The organism is Streptomyces sp. 351MFTsu5.1 (assembly GCF_000383655.1).
Taxonomy (GTDB): Bacteria; Actinomycetota; Actinomycetes; order Streptomycetales; family Streptomycetaceae; genus Streptomyces; species Streptomyces griseorubiginosus.
The window spans coordinates 504,747-521,842 of record NZ_KB911776.1 but is presented as its reverse complement, the minus strand read 5'-3'; the positions used below and the strand labels follow the sequence as shown (position 1 = coordinate 521,842).

At 70.1% G+C, this 17,096-nt stretch carries 14 protein-coding genes, 1 tRNA gene and 2 pseudogenes; 8 read left to right on the top strand and 9 right to left on the bottom strand.

Annotated features, from left to right (window positions below; translation table 11 throughout):
• The first annotated feature begins 254 nt into the window (after window positions 1-254).
• The 3 genes and pseudogenes from H295_RS0105830 to H295_RS47795 all read left to right on the top strand — a co-directional run.
• A tRNA-Gly gene (locus H295_RS0105830) sits at window positions 255-328 on the top strand.
• A 142-nt stretch (window positions 329-470) separates the two neighbouring features.
• A complete protein-coding gene (locus H295_RS0105825) occupies window positions 471-935 on the top strand; it encodes a DUF5990 family protein (RefSeq protein WP_234021567.1) in 465 nt (154 codons plus the stop codon).
• Between the two features lie 765 nt (window positions 936-1,700).
• Window positions 1,701-1,893: pseudogene (locus H295_RS47795) on the top strand (amidohydrolase family protein); the annotation flags it as partial.
• A gap of 192 nt (window positions 1,894-2,085) precedes the next feature.
• Here the strand turns inward: H295_RS47795 and H295_RS48545 are convergent.
• A pseudogene (locus H295_RS48545) lies at window positions 2,086-2,203 on the bottom strand (VapC toxin family PIN domain ribonuclease); the annotation flags it as partial.
• Window positions 2,204-2,478: 275 nt separating this feature from the next.
• On the opposite strand from H295_RS48545, the gene H295_RS0105810 reads away from it, so the two are divergent.
• Window positions 2,479-4,188 carry an RICIN domain-containing protein gene (locus H295_RS0105810; protein ID WP_020134395.1) on the top strand — a complete coding sequence of 570 codons (1,710 nt, stop codon included), beginning with the start codon at window positions 2,479-2,481 and terminating at the stop codon, window positions 4,186-4,188.
• Between the two features lie 56 nt (window positions 4,189-4,244).
• Here the strand turns inward: H295_RS0105810 and H295_RS0105805 are convergent, their stop codons facing one another.
• From H295_RS0105805 to H295_RS0105795, 3 genes are all read right to left on the bottom strand, one after another.
• Entirely contained in the window at window positions 4,245-6,749 is a 2,505-nt protein-coding gene (locus H295_RS0105805) for a non-reducing end alpha-L-arabinofuranosidase family hydrolase (RefSeq protein WP_106960766.1), read from the bottom strand.
• A gap of 85 nt (window positions 6,750-6,834) precedes the next feature.
• Entirely contained in the window at window positions 6,835-7,626 is a 792-nt protein-coding gene (locus H295_RS0105800; protein ID WP_020134393.1) for a hypothetical protein, read from the bottom strand.
• Window positions 7,623-8,153, bottom strand: coding sequence for a SigE family RNA polymerase sigma factor (locus H295_RS0105795; RefSeq protein ID WP_020134392.1), 531 nt, complete (start codon window positions 8,151-8,153; stop codon window positions 7,623-7,625). Before H295_RS0105795 ends, H295_RS0105800 begins: the two co-directional genes overlap by 4 nt.
• A gap of 861 nt (window positions 8,154-9,014) precedes the next feature.
• Between H295_RS0105795 and H295_RS0105790 the strand changes: the two genes are divergently transcribed.
• On the top strand, window positions 9,015-9,368 hold the full coding sequence (locus H295_RS0105790) for a MerR family transcriptional regulator (protein ID WP_020134391.1): 354 nt from the start codon (window positions 9,015-9,017) through the stop codon (window positions 9,366-9,368).
• A 141-nt stretch (window positions 9,369-9,509) separates the two neighbouring features.
• Here H295_RS0105790 and H295_RS0105785 read toward each other — a convergent pair whose 3' ends face one another.
• The 5 genes from H295_RS0105785 to H295_RS0105765 form a co-directional block, all read right to left on the bottom strand.
• Entirely contained in the window at window positions 9,510-10,136 is a 627-nt protein-coding gene (locus H295_RS0105785; RefSeq protein ID WP_020134390.1) for a hypothetical protein, read from the bottom strand.
• Window positions 10,133-10,831: a hypothetical protein gene (locus H295_RS0105780; RefSeq protein ID WP_020134389.1), complete on the bottom strand. Its 699-nt coding sequence runs from the start codon at window positions 10,829-10,831 to the stop codon at window positions 10,133-10,135. The genes H295_RS0105785 and H295_RS0105780 overlap by 4 nt, the downstream gene beginning before the upstream one ends.
• Window positions 10,828-12,114: a WXG100 family type VII secretion target gene (locus H295_RS0105775; RefSeq protein ID WP_020134388.1), complete on the bottom strand. Its 1,287-nt coding sequence runs from the start codon at window positions 12,112-12,114 to the stop codon at window positions 10,828-10,830. Before H295_RS0105775 ends, H295_RS0105780 begins: the two co-directional genes overlap by 4 nt.
• A 3-nt stretch (window positions 12,115-12,117) precedes the next feature.
• A complete protein-coding gene (locus tag H295_RS0105770; RefSeq protein ID WP_020134387.1) occupies window positions 12,118-12,441 on the bottom strand; it encodes a hypothetical protein in 324 nt (107 codons plus the stop codon).
• A gap of 117 nt (window positions 12,442-12,558) precedes the next feature.
• Complete coding sequence (locus H295_RS0105765; protein WP_020134386.1) at window positions 12,559-13,470, bottom strand: LysR family transcriptional regulator; 912 nt, start codon at window positions 13,468-13,470, stop codon at window positions 12,559-12,561.
• A gap of 254 nt (window positions 13,471-13,724) precedes the next feature.
• Between H295_RS0105765 and H295_RS0105760 the strand changes: the two genes are divergently transcribed.
• From H295_RS0105760 to H295_RS0105750, 3 genes are all read left to right on the top strand, one after another.
• Window positions 13,725-15,428 carry an FAD-dependent oxidoreductase gene (locus H295_RS0105760; RefSeq protein ID WP_020134385.1) on the top strand — a complete coding sequence of 568 codons (1,704 nt, stop codon included), beginning with the start codon at window positions 13,725-13,727 and terminating at the stop codon, window positions 15,426-15,428.
• A gap of 237 nt (window positions 15,429-15,665) precedes the next feature.
• Entirely contained in the window at window positions 15,666-16,169 is a 504-nt protein-coding gene (locus H295_RS0105755) for a hypothetical protein (RefSeq protein ID WP_028809084.1), read from the top strand.
• Window positions 16,170-16,327: 158 nt separating this feature from the next.
• A complete protein-coding gene (locus H295_RS0105750) occupies window positions 16,328-17,062 on the top strand; it encodes a class F sortase (RefSeq protein WP_420706189.1) in 735 nt (244 codons plus the stop codon).
• The last annotated feature ends 34 nt before the right edge of the window (window positions 17,063-17,096 follow it).

Genomic DNA, 17,096 nt, shown 5'->3' with positions numbered 1-17,096 from the left:
CCCCAAGAGCCGCGTCGGGCTACTGCTCACCTGACGACAAAAGCCACATTACGGGATGGGTGGGACGGCCCTCCAGGCGGCACTCCGGTCCCGCCAGGACCCTCTTCCACGCCTCCACCGTACGCCCCAACTCCCTTCCCCCGCAGCCCCGTCCCACCCCTGAGACGCACTCAGGCCCCACGGCTTCAGCGCCGGGGGCCTGGCATGAGGTAAGGTGACAGTGCGTCTCGACACCGGCCGGTCCGGCGTCTCGCGCGGGTGTAGTTTAGTGGTAGAACATCAGCTTCCCAAGCTGAGAGTGCGAGTTCGATTCTCGTCACCCGCTCCATGAGCAAAGCCCAGGTCATCGACCTGGGCTTTTGTGTCTTCGTGGACCACTCTCAATCAAGCACGCGGTCACCGCTGCCCGGGCCCGCCCCAGTTCATGGTCGGCTGGTCCCGGCGAGGACATTGGCGGGATGATGGCCCGCATGCGCATCCGCATCGACGCCGTCGATCTGCCTGGCCTCACCTGCCCGGCTCCAGCCCACGACAAGGTTCCTGAGTACCGCAACGTCCATGTCGCCGTGCAACGCCGCGACCGTCCGGCCGAACTCCTCGCACCACAGCCCGGTGACGCGCGGTCCGCGACTTGGATCCTGGAGTGCACCACGAGCGTCTCGCCGTCCGGCATCGAGATCAAAGGCCCCTACGTGCAGCACCGTCTGGGCCATCGGTTCATCTACCTGTCCTGGGGCACAGTCGACGATTCGGGCACCTTCACGATGTTCCGCCGCGCCAAGTTGATGCTCGACGCCATCCCCGCTGACGTACTCAGCGGCGCGCGCGACGGACTGCTGGTCGGACGCCTCGGCCTGACCGACGCACAGGGCGGGCCTCTGTGCGCACGAGTCCAGCCTCCACACATCACCTGGACCGCCGAACGCGTCGGCTAGGAGAGGGTCGCACACCGTCCCGTCCGGCATCAGCGCCGGCATGACGGAGGACGGCACTGCAGCGCCGGACCTTCGCTGACCGGGGCTTCGAGTGCATCGCCGCCATCACCGACCCGGCGCTCCAGTGGTAACGCCCCGAAGTCGACAAGCGAGCCAGGAACGAGCGCTGTTCGAGGGAGCGCGAGAGTCCATCGCGTAGCAGGACGCGTTGCGCCAGAAGGCCCACGCGCGAGGTGTCGCCGAGGTGGGCATCCCCACCAGCCGAGCCAGGCACAGAGCCGTAGAGGCCGGTGAGCATCTCCACTATCTCGTCGTACTCGCGTCCGTTCGGGCGCTGTGGAGAAACGTGGCGCGCTGCACGTAGCAGGAGTCGATGGCATCACCGGCTGTGCTTCTCCGCCTGGTGCAGGCGCTCGGTGTCCCCACGCACCCCGCTCACGCGCCCGCTCGAAATGACCCTCTCCTGCACCTGCGTGGGTCCACGCTTCACCCTCACGCACTCGGAAGGAGGGTATTCCCGCAGGTCAAAGCCTGTCGGGACGGGCCACCGGGACCCCTCCCGACGCTGTGGCGGTAGGCATTGCCCGACAGGCTCGTGAAGGGGGAAGTGCATGGTGCGAGCCCGCGGGGGCGCTCCCGGTCGTCGTACTGATGTCAGCGTGTGGCGCGTCGGCGCCGCAGACGTCGCGGGAAAAGTTGTTCCAGGCATACGTCCGATCGACCGACAGGCCGCCGAGCGGAGGGTGCATCCGGTCATGCCGCCGACGGCTCATGTTCGGCTCGGACTGGCCGGTCGCCAACCTGGCGGGGGGCTGGAACCGGTGGGCCGCCACCGTGGACGAACTGCTCACCGGCTGGAGCGCCGACGACGTCCAGGCGCCCCTCGCCGGCACCGCGACCGTTCTACGGCCTGGCCTCCGTTTTCACGAAGGGCGACGCGACCGCCCGGAGGGCCTGACCCGCTCCGGGCCCGCGGCGAGACCCACTGCCGCGGAGCCACATCCCATGACACGGACTCATCCGGGGTTCGGTCAGCTTGCCGGTCAGGGACAGGCCGGAGGACTTGTCGAGCTCGCCCACTTCCTTGGCCACGGAGGGCTTCGCCGGCAGCGCGGCGAAGTTCACCCCGGTGGTCCAGGAGAAGCCTGCCTCAGAGCGGTAGGTCCTCGGGGAGCACCCGGAACACCTTGTGACGGCCCAGCGGGCGCAAGGCCCGGAAGTCTCCTCGAATCCAGGGTGAGAATCGCGTCCGTGTCGTAGTCGGCGGCTGCAGGCGGAAAATCCGTGGATCTTCTCGGCAACCTTTTCGGGCTCTCGGACCACTGAGTGCTGTCCGGCCATGTGGTCCGGTCTGATGCATCAGCTGAAAGAGAGCTCAGGCATGTCCCTGGAACGAGAGCACAGACATGTCCCCGGTTCACCCGCGTCACCGGGGGCGTCCCGCGGCGGCGGTCACCGTGCCGACGACGGCGCGCGCGGTGGTCGCCCGAGGCACCGTGGGCGTCGGTTGCTCGCGCGACGGGGTCTGTGGGCGGGTCTCACCATGGTGGTCGTGGCCGGCTCGGCCGTCGTGGTCAGCCAGGCCTCGGCGGACCAGAAGACCCTGGATCTGAAGAAGTGGTACGTGCTGGTCAACCGCAACAGCGGCAAGGTGCTGGACGACCGCGGCTCCGCCAGGAACGACGGCGCGGCGGTGGTGCAGTGGGCGCGTCACGGCGGGGCCAACCAGCAGTGGCGGTTCATCGACGCGGGCGACGGTTACTACCGGCTGCAGAACCGGACCTCCGGCAAGGTGCTGGACGACCTCGGCTGGTCGAAGACGGCCGGCTCCGCCCTCGTGCAGTGGAAGGACCAGAACGGCAGCAACCAGCAGTTCAAGCCGGCCAAGTCGGCGGACGGCTTCGTGCGTCTGGTCAATCGCTTCAGTGGCATGGCTGTCGGGGTCCGCAACGCCACCAAGGCCAACGGGGGCGGCATCGTCCAGAACCGTGACCAGGGCGGTGCCAACCAGCAGTGGAAGCTCGTCGCGGTCGGCAGCGTCGCCGGCGGCTCCGGGAACCCGGGGAACTCCGGCAGCACGCCCAAGCCCGCCGGCAGCACTCCGGCGAGCACAGCTCCGAGCAGCAGCGCTCCGGCGTCGTCGCCGACGCCGTCAACCCCGGCCAACGGCAGCTCGACGACCCGTTTCATGGGCGGCGACAAGGTGCTCATCGGCGGCTCGATGACGGACACCTCGGCGAACGCCGCGCCGTTCGACGTGCGCTACGCCTACATCCACAGCCAGCCCGCGCCCTCGTCGGACGCTTATACGGCATCGCGTTGCAAGGCTGAGTGGTCGGCCTGGTGGGGCTGCTGGGGCGGCACCAGCACGGCGCCCGGAAACCAGGTGACCTGGCAGGACGGCGTGGCGGCCAAGGCGACCTACCAGGGCAAGTCGCGACCGCAGAAGTACCTGTGGACCTGGTACTCGTTGCGCGACCTCGGGGACATGGCAGGCGAGGGTGACGGCCCGGGCGAGGTCAAGGCCATCGACAGGCGTGACCTGCTCACCAAGTACCTGAACGACTACCGGTTCTTCCTCCAGAAGATCGGCAACTCGCACGACATGGTCGACCTGGAGCCCGACTTCTGGGGCTTCGCCCGGTCGCTCGGCAATCTGCACCAGGTTCCCGCGCAGGTCACGGGCGCCAACCCGACGGACTGCGGATCGCAGGAGAACAGCGCCGCCGGGCTCGCCCAGTGCCTGATCTCGATGGCGCACAAGTACGCGCCGAACACCGCCGTGGGCCTGCACCTCTCCTGCTTCGACTGGGAGAGCAACCTCCAGAAGTGCGTGAAGGACTACGCGGACATCGGTGCGAAGAACGCCGACTTCCTGGCCACCGACGTGTCGGACCGCGACGCGGGCTGGTACGCGCAGCCGGCCCACGGCGGCAGTGACCACTTCTGGAACGACCAGAAGGCCGCCGCTTCGCTGAAGTTCTGGAAGACGATGGCCGAGTCCGTGGGCAAGCCGGTCGTCCTGTGGCAGATCCCCGTGGGCAACATGGCGGGCAACAACACTCCCGGCCACTTCAAGGACGACAAGGTGGACTGGTTCTTCGGCCACATGGACCAGGTGGCGAACGCCCACATCGCCGGGCTGCTGTTCGGCGCGGGGTGGTCGGAGCAGACGACGCCGGAGACCGACGGCGGAAACCTGATCAACAAGACGATCGCGTACTACAACTCGGGTGGTACACGACTCCGGTAGGTGAAGACGACGAAAGGCGCCCCCCTCTCTTCGAGGGGGGCGCCTTTCGTTCATGCTCAGCGCTTCAGAGTGAGGATCGCGGGGCGGTACGGCAGGTTGTCGTACGAGGTGTTCGACGGGGTGTTCGGGGACTTGCCCTGGTAGAGGAACTGCAGGTTGCAGGGGTCGATGGTCATGGTCTGGTCGGGGTTGTCGCGGACCAGGTCGCCGTGGCTGATGTCGTTGGTCCAGGTGGCGCCGCTGTTGGCCTTGCCGGCGAACGGGTTGGACTCGGTGGCGGCCTGCGGGGTCCACGGGCCGTCCAGGCCGGCGGCGGTGAAGGAACGGAAGTAGCGCTGCTCGCTCGCACCCCGGGCCTCGACGATCATCAGGTACTGGTTCTGGCCCTTGACCTTGTAGACCTGCGGCGCCTCGAAGAGGTTCTTCACCGTGTCGCTCATGACCGTCGTGTACGAGGAGCCGAAGCTGCCGGGGAAGTTCCCGATCGGCATGGACGCCTTGTAGATCTTGCCGTTGTCACCCGCGAAGAACAGGTACATGTTCTTGTCGTCGGCGATCAGGGTCTGGTCGATCGGGCCGGTGCCGGAGTCGGTGCGGGGGATGCTGCCGGTGAACAGCTGCTGCGGCGCGGACCAGCCGTTGGGGTCTGTGGGGTCGCTGGAGGTGCGGTAGCTGAAGGGCCACTGACCCCACTGGTACGCCAGCACCCAGAGCTTCTTGGGCGCGAAGTAGAACAGCGTGGGCGCCACCGCGTTCTGGCTCATGCCGGTCTGGCGGGCCGACGCCATGTCCGACCAGTTGGTGAAGGGGCTGAACGCCATCGAGCCGTAGGACGATCCCGAGTAGTTCGAGCCGTAGACCAGGTGCTTGCCGTTGTACGTCACGGTGGTGAAGTCCTTCAACGAGGCCCACCCGTTCGCCGGCTGCGCCAACGCGTCCGTCGAGGTCCACCGGTAGGTCGACGGAAGAGCGCACGCGTTGCTCGTCGGCACCGCGGTCGTGTCGCTCTTCGGCGCCGTGGTCGGCTTGAAGTTCCAGCGCTGGTTGGCGCCGCTGTTGGAGTCCCAGATCTGGACGGGCGTGCCGTTGGCGGTCCGGCCGCCGGGGAGATCCAGCGCCCGGCCGCTGGCGACGTTGGTCAGCGTGTACGAGCCGTCGCTGTTCCGGCTCGCCTTCCAGTGCTGGTTGGCGCCGCCGTTGGAGTCCCAGACCGTCAGCTTCGTCCCGTTGGCCGTCCGGCCGGCCGGCTCGTCCAGTACCCGGCCGCTGGCGACGTTGGTCAGGGTGTACGAGCCGTCGCTGTTCCGGGTGGCCTTCCACTGCTGGTTGGCGGCGCCGCCGGCGTCCCACACCTGGAGCGGGGTGCCGTTGCCGTTCTGTCCCGCGGGCTCGTCGAGAACGCGTCCGGCGGCCGCGTTGGAGAGCGTGTAGACGGTGCCGGAGGTGATGCCGGCGCCGGTCTGCGTACCACCGCCACCGCTGCCGCTACTACTGCTGCCGCTACTACTGCTGCTGCCGCCGAAGGCGGTGAGTACGGCGTTGTAGGCGGGCTTCTTGTTGCCGCCCGCGTCGAACAGCAGGGCGTTCTCCCCGGTGCGCCAGGAGTCGCTGTCCCGGATGCCCCACACCGTGATGCCGGTGCAGCGGGCGACGTTCATGCACGCCTGGACGGCGTTGGTGTACGCGGTGGCGGACGCCTGGGCGATGTCGAGCTCGGTGATCTGCACGTCCACGCCGAGTGCGGCGAAGTTGGACAGGGTGGTCTGGAAGCTGGCGGGCGGGCCGCCTGCGCCGAAGTGGCTCTGGAAGCCGACGCAGTCGATGGGGACGCCGCGAGCCTTGAAGTCCTTGACCATCTTGTAGACGCCCTGGGTCTTGGCGTCGGACCAGTTCTCGATGTTGTAGTCGTTGTAGCAGAGCTTGGCGGCGGGGTCGGCGGTGCGGGCGGTGCGGAAGGCGTCCTCGATGAAGCCGTCGCCCAGCACGTCCTGGAAGACCGAGCTGCGGTGCTGACCGCTGCCGCCGTCGGCGAAGGCCTCGTTGACCACGTCCCAGGCGTAGATCTTGCCCTTGTAGTGGGTCATCTCCTGGGTGATGTGGTTCTTCATCACCGTGCGCAGGGTGCCCGCGTCGGTGATGGACTTGACCCAGTTCGGCAGTTGGGAGTGCCAGACCAGGGTGTGGCCGCGCAGGCGCTGGCCGTGCGCGGTGGCGTGGTCGACGATCTGGTCGGCGGACCCGAAGGTGAAGGTGCCACGGGAGGGCTCGATGGCGTCCCACTTCATCTCGTTCTCCGGGGTGATCATCTTGAATTCCCGGTCGAGAAGGGCGGAGTACGTGGAGTCGCCGAGCCTGCCCGCGGCCACGGCCGTGCCGAAGTAACGGCCGCTGCCGGCCGCCGCGTCGGCGGCCGTGGCCGGTGCGGCGGCGTCCGGCGTGAGTGCGGCCAGGGCGACCAGTGGTACGGCGGCGCCCGCGGCGGCGAGGACCACCGCGGCGGCGATCACACGGCGGGTGGCCGGTCGGCGGCGATGAGGGCGGTTCTGATCTGACAACGGCATGTCCTTCTGGCACGGCGGGACTTGATCCGGTCCCGGTCACCCGCCAGTTGCCGCCACGCGCACAAAGGTTGCCGCGCGGCGGCGTTCACCGCGTCGGGGCGAACCCTCCCCGGACCGACGCGGAACCGCCCGCACCCTGTGCGTCGACGCGGTAGCCGTCGCCCGCACCACTGTGCGCGCCGTCGGCGCCGTTGTTGAACTGCGCGGCGAACTCATGGTTCCCGACCGGCACGGTCCGGCCCGGCTTGAGGACCCAGCGGTAGACCAGCGCGCCGCCGGCCTCCTGGACGGTGACGGTGAAGTCGTCGCCCGGCAGGGTCTGCCAGGTGCCGGTGCTCTTCGCCCCGCCGGCCTGCACGATCCGGATCTCGACGGTGAGCGCGGTGAGCGGCTGCGTCGTCTCGAGGAGGAGGTCGCTCTGCGTCCAGTAGACGGTGCTCTTCGGATCCACCGAGCCGGCCGACCGCAGCGGCCCGTTCCGGCTCTCGTCGGCGGTCGGCGAGGGCGCGGGACCGGTGGCCGACGGGGTCGGGCGGGAACCGCCCGGGGTGGTGGCCGGGTGCGGCGTGCCCGGGGTGGGGCGGGCCGACGTCGGGGGCGGGGAGCTGACGGCCGGGGCCAGAGTGGCGGGTGTGGTCAGGGTGGGCAGCGGCGGGTTCGCGACGATGGCGGCGACGGCGAGGCCGCCGGTCGTCAGGATGCCTCCGGCGGCGAGCCCGGCGAGGGCGATCCTCGTCCCGGACCTCGCGAACGGTCGCGCGCGGTGCCGGACGGCGGGGCCGGCCATGCCGCGTTCCACCCGGGCCAGCATCCGTGCGCGGTCGGGCCGGTGGGCCTCGGCGGCCTCACGCAGCCGACGGTCGATGTCCTCGTTCACCGGTTCCTCCTCCCTGGCACCAGGTCCCCGGCCGCGTGTGCGCCCAGTAGCTTCTGCAGTTCGGCCATTCCCTTGGAGGTCTGGCTCTTCACCGTTCCGACGGATATGCCCAGCGCCGCCGCCGTCTCCTTCTCCGACAGGTCGAGGGCGTGTCTCAGCACCACGCAGGCGCGCTTGCGGTACGGCAGCCGGGCGAGCGCCGCGCGGACGTCCAGGACGGCCGCCGTGTCCGGCCCTTCCACCTTCTCGGGGCTGCGGGACCAGAACAGCGTGATCCGGCGTCGCTCCCGGACCGCGCTGCGGATCCGTCCCCGCGCCATGTTCGCCACCACACCGCGGGCGTAGGCGAGCGGGTGGTCGGCCCCCCGCAACCGGTCCCAGTGCTGCCACAGGGCGACCAGGGCATCGGCCGCGAGGTCGTCCGCCGCGTCGGTCTCGCCGGTCAGGAGGTGTGCCAGACGGGCGAGCTCGGCATAGTGGCGTTCGAAGAATTCGTGGAACTCCACGGACGCGTCATCGAGGAGCATCCCCCGGTCGCCCTCTCCTTGCCATGACGTGCGAGGTGGTTGCGCGTTCGGCAACGACGGGGGGCGCAGCCTGACAGCGCCCGGCCCGGGATGCGAACGGCGGTCGTGCATGGGTGTGTGGTGGCGGTGAAGGCCGACCGGCAGGCTGGTCAACGCCGGGCACCCCGGACGCGGGTCGGCCGCTCACCGTGGCTTCCGGGGGGACGGCCCGCAGGCGCGCCGGCGACCAGCGGCGCCAAGGGAGTACCCGTGACCTGTCCGCGCCTGCGCCACGGTTGCGGCGCGGCGTGCTTCGTTGCCCTCATGCCCGTCCCGGTAGTTCGATCCAGCCTTCCGGCCTTCAGTTGCCGCAGGGGACGAGAAGGTTGCCGCCCCGACGCCTGTTTTCGCGACGATGTGGCGGCTCGACGGTCGCGCGGGGAACCGACCCTTGCAGGTCACGGGTGTCTGTTCCCACGACTGAGTGAAATCTACCTTTGCCAGAGTAGACATTGGGGCCTGCCAGGGTTAGTCTCTTCTTGTCTACAGAGTCGAGAGAGACCCGGCAGACACGAACTGGCGGGTAGCAGTACAGGAAAGTCCGCAGAGCAGTTCAGTTCAGGTTCAGAGGAAGGACGGAGGACGCAGACGCCATCAGGATCGCCCGGCCCGGGACGCACTCGGCCGGGTACCGCAAGACCCCGGATTGGAAGGTGGTCCCCGGTCACGCAGCCGCGATCCCCGCACCCCCCTTCGACAGGGCTGGTAGCGGAAACAGAAGGTCGGCCGAGCACGAGAGCCGACAGATGGTGTTGAATTTCCTTCGGGGCCCTGGTGCCGTACGGCATCAGGGCCCCTCGACGCGTTGCACAGCGAGGTGACATGACGGCAGACAACCCCCTCAGTGATCGTCTGGACGACGACGACTACCCGGCGTACACCATGGGCCGGGCCGCCGAGATGCTCGGCGCCACTCCGGCTTTCCTCCGGGCGCTCGGGGAGGCTCGTCTGATCACTCCGCTCCGTTCGGAGGGCGGGCACCGCAGGTACTCCCGCTACCAACTGCGGATCGCCGCGCGCGCCCGCGAGCTCGTCGACAGGGGCACCCCGATCGAGGCCGCGTGCCGCATCGTCATCCTCGAGGACCAGCTCGAGGAGGCGCAGCGCATCAACGCGGAGTACCGCCGACGGGCCGAGCAGGGCGCGTCCGACGCCTCCCTCCCCGCTTCCGGCTGATCACGCCTCGGCGCCGCCGCCTCACCGGGAGCCCCTGCCGAACCGCACCACAGGGGCGACGCGGGACGGCCCGCCCAACCCGGCCCGGCCCGGCCACAGGCCCGGCGACCAGAGCTGAGAGATGTCCGGCCGCCGGATGGGTCAGAGGCGGAACGGGCGCTTGATGCCTGCCCTTGCCGCCTTCTCGATGCGTTCCGGTCCCGCGGTGTTGCGGTCCTCTTCCCGCTCCCTCCAGTCCCTGGGCTGGAGCAGGAGGAGTTCGCCGCCGCCCGGCACGATCACCGCGCCGCCGAAGGGCTCGTCCCCCGCGAACCAGACGCCGTCGACGATGCCGACGGGCCATCGACCGCGCCCCAGGGAGTCCTTCGCACGCAGGGTGAAGGGGGTGCCCTTCTGGTCTCCCAGGCGGAAGTACAGCGTGTGGGTCGACTCCATGCCGATCTTCTCGACCGGGGTGCGGAATTCCAGGGGATACGTCTGGAAGATCTTCGAGCACTTACGGATCGAAGTGAGGCGGCCGTAGAGAAGGATCAGCGTCCACACCATGCCGAACATGCCGACGATGGCCACCGGCAGCAGATAGTCGAGGTGGAAGGCGAACAGTTGGACCCACAGGAGGAAGAACACCGGGAAGAACTTGAGGAAGTTCTTCCATGCGACGACGTAGTAGTAGCGCACCGCCCCCCGGAAGTCCGACCCGTCCGTCGCGTACGGCGCGGGCGGGGTGTTCGACTCCAGACCGTGTTTCCACTCTTCCGGCACTGTCATCCGAACGGGCTCCTTTCGTCTGCCCCTCGACCCGGATCCGAGGCCGAGTCGGTGCCGTTGTCCACCCTGTCTTGCGCGACCGGGTCGTCGAACGTCACCGTACGGGCGACGCCGAGCAGCACGCCGCGGTAGTCGTCGGCCAGCTCCACCGCCGGGGTGACCAGCTGCACGGTGACGATCGACGAGGTCCGCGCGACCGGGATGGCGACCGTGCCCTGCCAGACGGTCCCCTGCGCGGGCTCGTCCTGACCCTCCGGAGGAGCGGTCGGCGCGAGCGTGGTCCGTTCCGTCTCCAGCAGGTACCCGGTGCCCGCGGGCAGCTCCACGGGCACGATGCCGTTGTCCGGGCCGGTGCCCAGCATCTGGAGCAGCACCGCGGCGGGATTCGCCCCCGAGGCCGCGACGGTCGAGACCGTCAGCACGGACAGCGAGGCACCGCCCTGTTCGTCCGGGTGCATGCCGAGCGCGCACCCCATGACGTCCTGGCTCCGCAGCATCGTCAGGACGACGGCGTACAGCCGGAACACCTGGTCCGCCCGGTCGCGAAGGTCGTCGGGCAGTGCGCTGAGCTGCCGGGCCACCTCCTGGATGCCCTCAGGGGACGGCTGGAGGTCCAGCTGGAGGTATCCGTAGGGCAGCGCGTACCAGAACTCCGGCTTCGGTTCGATCTCCGTTGGCGCAAGGGACCTGTTCACAGCCGAATCCCCGCCATCATGTGTCCGATGTCCTTGGTAATGGCCTTCACACCGTCGGCCAGGCCGGTCGAGGCAGCGGCGCCCTTCGTGACCTCGGACGCATCATGTCCCGGACCGTTCTTGGGGAGCACACCCAGGTTTTCCAGGGATGACGCCATGTTCGCGGCCACGTTGACACCGTTGACGGCGTAGTCGAGCACACCCGTCATGGGGTCGGTGGCCACGTCGAGAGCCTTGAAGTTGAAGGCGGGCACGATTTCTCTGCCGAACGCGCCGAGCTTCGACCCCATTGACATGGCCTCGCCTCCTTCCCGGGCGATCGCGGCTGCGAGTCCCGCCTCGCCGCCTGCCTTGGCCAGGGCACCGACACCGGGCACCATGCCGAGGCCGTCACCGACCATCGAGGCCCAGGCGAACGCGCCTTCCTTCAGGCCGTATTCGCCTCCCAGCGCATCTCTGAAGTCCTCACTCGCCAGGTTCTTCGCCATGGACACCCCGCTCGCCACCACGGCGATTCCCGCGAAGACCGGCGCCAACGGTGTGGGCAGCAGCGCCAGCAACCCCGCGATCGCCCCGATCGTCCCCGCGTGCTCCACCAGGAACTCACCGACCGCCTTGAGGCCCTCGCCGATGGCGCTGAGGGCCTTGTCGAACCATCCCGGTTCCTTGGGGGCCAGGTTGTCGTCGGCCTCGTCGAGGCTGCGGGCGACGGCCTCGGCGGCGTCGGTGTGGGTGCCCTCCAGCTCCTTCGCCTTGGTGATGACGTCGTTGTAGGCGGCGTTGGCGTTGTTGAGGTGGGTGGTGGCCTCGTCGAGTTCGCGTTCGGCGGTGCGCAGACGGGCCGTGGCCGCGTCGGCCTCCGCCTGGCTGGGGTACTGCTTGCCGGCGAGCCCGAGGTCCGGGTTGCTCTTGGCCTGGTCGTAGCGGGTCTTCGCCTTGTCGGCGTCGGCCTTGTTGTCGCGCGCGGCGTCGTCGTACTTCTTGGCCAGGTCGCGGTGCGAGGTCAGGTCGCCCTGCCAGGTGCCGAGCGCCGCGGCCGCCTTGTCGAGCGACTGCCCGGCGTTCCTCATGGCGGTCTTCAGGTCGCCGTCCAGCGTGTCCCGGAAGGCGCTCGCCGCGTCGCCCTGCCAGCCGGAGCTCGCGCCGAGCAGGTACTCGATCTGACGGTGACAGTTGGTGAGGGTGTCCGCGGCGGACTTCACCTTGCGGTGCAGCGCGGTGACCTGCTCGGGTATGCCGGGGACCGGGTTCCAGCCGAGGCTCGGGTAGGGGTTGTCGGCCACGGCTCACTTGCCCCCGGTGTTCGCGGCGTTCGTCTGTTCCATCTTCTTGAGGGCCTGCGAGAGGTTGTCCTCGAACTGGCGGTAGCTGAGCGCGGTCTTCTCCACGCCCTCGTCCACCGCCTTGATCATGTCCTTCAGCTGCCCGGTTCCGTACTTCCACCGGTTCTGGAAGGTCTCGCACGCCTCGTCCAGCCGCGGAGTCCCGATCTGGTCGGCGCCGACGGCGGAGAGCGCGGTGCGCGCCTCCTCCAGATCCGTCACGGACTGCTTCAACACCCGGCCGAACGAGTCCAGTTGACTCAGGTCGACCTTGAATTCATCCGCCATACGGCGGCCCCCTGTCTTCGGCTACGAGCAACGCCCGCCCAGACTAAAGGATGGGCAAAGAGGCATTGCCATCGCTACCGTGCGAACCCGGGGCGCCGGGCACGGCACGGGTCGCGTTCACGCCGCCAGCGGCTCCCCGAAGACCTCGCGGGCGATGGCGACGACCTCCTCCAGGTCGCCGCCCCGGGCCCGGTCCCTGCGCCACACGAGGCCGGTCTCCAGGCGGGGGTGGAAGTCGGAGAAGGGCAGGAGCGTGACGTTGCCGAGGAGGTGGTTCCGGATGGGGCTTCTCTCGTCGAGCATGGAGATGGAGAAGGCGAGTCCGCCGGCCACTATCTCCGCGACCCCCTCGAAGGTCGCGCTGCCCAGCTCGACGCGCTTGCGAATGCCCAGTTCGTGCAGCTGCCGGTCGAGTCCGCGGAAGTAGGCGTTGGTCACCGCGGACGGGGAGCCCGCGTAGGCGAGTTCGGAGAGTTCCGCCAGGGCGATCGACTCCCGGCCCGCGAACAGGTCCCCCGGTACGACCGCGCCCAGGCGCTCCGACATCACCGGCAGCTGCTCCAGCGCCGGGTCGCCCGCGACCGGGAGGCGGGCCAGGGTGAGCGCCAGCCTGCCGTCGCACACCGCGTCGACCAGGCGCTCGGTGCGGCCGGGCCAGCGCTTGATCTCGAACCGGTCGCCGGCCCGTTCCGCCAGGGCGTCCATCCGCTCCCGCAGGTCCGGGTGGATGCCGGTGGGGACGCCGACCAGCAGGGTGGCACGCCGGGGGCGGACCGCCTCGTCCAGGCGCCAGCCGATGGAGTCGACCTGTTCCAGGACCCCGCGCGCGATCGGCAGCAGCGCGCTGCCGGCCCGGGTGAGCTTCACATGGTGGGTGTCGCGGTCGAACAGCCGGTGGCCGAGTTCCTGCTCCAGGTCCTTGATGCGCCGGCTCAGCGGGGACGCCGCCATGTGCAGTCTGCGGGCCGCGGTCGAGAAGTTGAGTTCTTGGGCGACGGCGACGAAGTAGCGCAGGTGCAGGAGCTCCACGGACTCACCCTAGTCGCCGTCCCCGACGCCCCCGGGCGAAGGGTGCCCCGGGGTGCGGGCACCGGAAGGAGGCGCCGCCCACCGCCACCGCCCACCGCCCCCAGCCCCCGGAGAGCCCCCGTATGCCCGCCGACTCGGCGAAACGAACGCGTTAAGCGGGTGAAGCTTGGGCCCGCCTACGTGCCGTGGGGCATGGATGGGGCTGCCGGCCGTATCCGGACGAGTCGGTGGACACGACACGCTGGAGGCGAGCGATGAACCACGGAGCAGAACGAGCCGAACACAAAGAACAGGTCGAACAGGCCGAACGCGACGAACAGACCGACCCCACCCTCCACCGGGTCCCGGTCCTCATCGTCGGCGGTTCCCTGGTCGGCCTGTCGACCTCGGTGTTCCTGGGCCGGCTGGGGGTGCGGCACACCCTGGTGGAGCGGCACCGGGGCACCTCCATCCACCCCCGCGGCCGGGGCAACAACGTCCGCACGATGGAGCTGTTCCGCACGGCGGGCGTCGAGCCGATGATCCGTCAGGCGGCCGCCACGCTGGCCGACAACCACGGGATCCTCCAGACCCCGACCCTCGTCGGCGACGCGGGCGAGTGGCTGTTCAAGCAGATCGACGAGGGCGGCGGACTGGCCCGCTTCAGCCCGAGCTCCTGGTGCCTGTGCAGCCAGAACGACCTGGAGCCGGTGCTGCTGGAGCACGCGAAGCGGCTCGGCGGCGACCTGCGCTACGCCACCGAGCTGATGTCGTTCGACAGCGGCCCCGACGGGGTCACCGCGGTGGTCAAGAGCCGCGAGACCGGCGAGCACACCAGGATCCTCGCGGACTACCTGGTCGCCGCCGACGGCCCCCGCAGCCCCGCCCGCGAACAGCTCGGCATCGGCCAGAGCGGCCCCGGCGAGCTGTTCAGCAACGTGAGCATCACCTTCCGCTCCCGCGCGCTGGCCGACATCGTGGGCGAGCGGCGCTTCATCGTCTGCTACCTCACCGACCCGGACGCCGACGGCGCGCTGCTGCCCGTGGACAACCGGGAGAACTGGGTCTTCCACGCCCCCTGGCACCCCGAACGCGGCGAGACGCTGGAGGAGTTCACCGACGAGCGGTGCGTCGACCACATCCGCCGCGCGGTCGGTGTCCCCGACCTCGACGTGGAGATCACCGGCAGGGCCCCCTGGCACGCCGCCCAGCGGGTCGCCACCAGCTACCGCGCGGGCCGCGTCCTGCTGGCCGGGGACTCGGCCCACGAGATGTCCCCCACCGGGGCGTTCGGTTCCAACACCGGTATCCAGGACGCCCACAACCTGGCCTGGAAGCTCGCCGCGGTGCTGGGCGGCTGGGCGGGTGAGGGTCTCCTGGACTCGTACGACGCCGAGCGCCGCCCGGTGGCGGAGGCGACCAGCGCCCGCGCCGCCGTCCGGTCGGCCGAGCACAGTCACCCCGGTTACGCCCCGCCGCCCGGCGCCGGTGGCGGCGGTCCGCAGCGCGGCATCCTGAACGTGGCGCTCGGCTACCGCTATCCGGTGGGCGCGGTCGTCGGCACCGACCCCGCGACCCCCGTCGTACCGGACCGCCTCGACCTGTCCGGCGCCCCCGGCAGCAGGGCACCCCACCTGGCCGTACGCCGCGGTGGTGAGCCGATCTCCACGCTGGACCTCTACGAGAGGTCGTTCGTGCTGCTCAGCGGCGCCGGCGACGAGGGCGGCTGGCACGCGGCCGCTGTGCGCGTCGCGGCGGACACACCGGTCCCGCTGGACGCGTACCGGATCGGCGAGGGGCCCGGCGCGGAGCTGACGCCCGAGGGCGGCGCCGACTGGGCCGAGGCGCACGGTACGACGTCCGGGGGCGCCGTCCTCGTCCGGCCCGACGGGTTCGTGGCCTGGCGGGCGGCGGGGCCGGTCCCGGACGCCGAGGCCGTGCTGCGTGACGTCCTCGGGGAGCTGCTGTCCCTGGGCTGACCTCCGCACCCACAGCGATCAGACGCCACGTCAGGCACGGTGCCGGGCGTGGCGTCAGACGTTGTGTCAGGTCTGTGCGAGGGCCCTTTCGGCCACCGCGGACCCGGTCGGGTTCACCCGTGTGACCGCCTTGAGTGGTGAGGTACGGGCCGCTGGATGACGGTGGATCACGTCGGGGGCGGGCCACCACAGCTGACGAAGCACCAGCTGCCCGGCCACCGACGGAAGGAATGTCAGATGCGCTCTGCTCGCATGATTCTGGCCACCGCGGCCGCCTCCACCGTTCTCGCCCTCGGTGCCCCGGGCGCCTGGGCGGCGTCCGGCGGCGACTGGGACCAGTCGGACTCCTCCTACAGCAAGGAGCAGGACAAGGAGCAAGGCAAGGAGCACGGCAAGGGCAGCGACCACGACCGTCCGCACGGCGGCATGCACACCGGTGGCGGTGCGCTGACCGCGGTCAACGCCGACGACTGGGGCACCGCGAAGGACCCCAAGATGGACCCGGAGACCTACAAGGACAAGGACGAGCAGGGCGGCAAGGACTCCGGCGGCTGGAGCGGCAAGCAGGAGGAGGACGGTGGCTGGAGCGGCAGCCACGAGAAGCCCAGCGGCGGCATGCACACCGGTGGCGGCGCGCTCGCCTCGCCGGGCATGACGGCGGGCGGACTCGCCGTCCTCGCGGTCGCCGGGACCGGACTGTACGCGGCGCGTCGCAAGAAGACCGCCGGAAGCCTGGCCTGACCCATGCCGGATGCGATAGCCGCTGAGGCCGCCACGCGTGCGCGCCGCGTGGCGGCCCCGCCGGCCCGCACCGGGCCCGCCCCCGCTGTCCGATCCCCCGCCCTGTCCCCTCCCTCTCCCGTCCGATGGGCCGCCGCGCCCCGGTGAGGTTGATTCCGTTGGCAGTTCGTCCCTCTTCCCCCGCAGACAGCTCCGGCAGCCGCCCCCTCGACAGCCTGAGCGGCGGTGAACCGGCCCGTAACGGGCGGGGATCCAACTCCGGGCTGGTGCTGGCCGCCGTGGCGATCCTGGTCCTGGCCGTCAGCCTGTTCGGCGGCAGGAACGATTCGTCACCCGGCGATCCGTCCCGCCCCGCGCAGGCCGCCCCCCGGTCCACGTCCTCCCCGGTGGCGGGCAACCCGGCGGACGGCGCCGCGCCGGCCGCGGGAGTGGGCCCGCACCTGCCGCGTTCGGAGCCCGTGCGCCTGCTCATTCCGAAGATCTCGGTCGACGCCCCCTTCACGAAGCTGGTGATCGGCCCCACCGGGCAGCTCCTGCCCCCTCCCGCCGCCGACACCAACCTCGTCGGCTGGTACGCCGACGGCGCCACCCCCGGTGAGACGGGTACGTCGGTCATCGCCGGGCACGTCGACACGGCCACCTCGGCGGCCGTCTTCGCCAACCTCGGCGAGCTGCGCAAGGGAGACGTCTTCCACGTCGAACGCGCCGACGGGAGCCGGGCGAACTTCGTGGTCGACAGCGCGGAGACCTTCGCCAAGGACGACTTCCCCAGCCGGCGGGTCTACGACGACACCGCCCAGGCCCAGGTCCGGCTCATCACTTGCGCGGGCGACTACGACCACACGGTCAAGGACTACACCGACAACCTGGTGGTCTTCGCCCACCTGACCTGAGCCGGTTCCGGGCGACCGCCGGGCCGGTCACCCG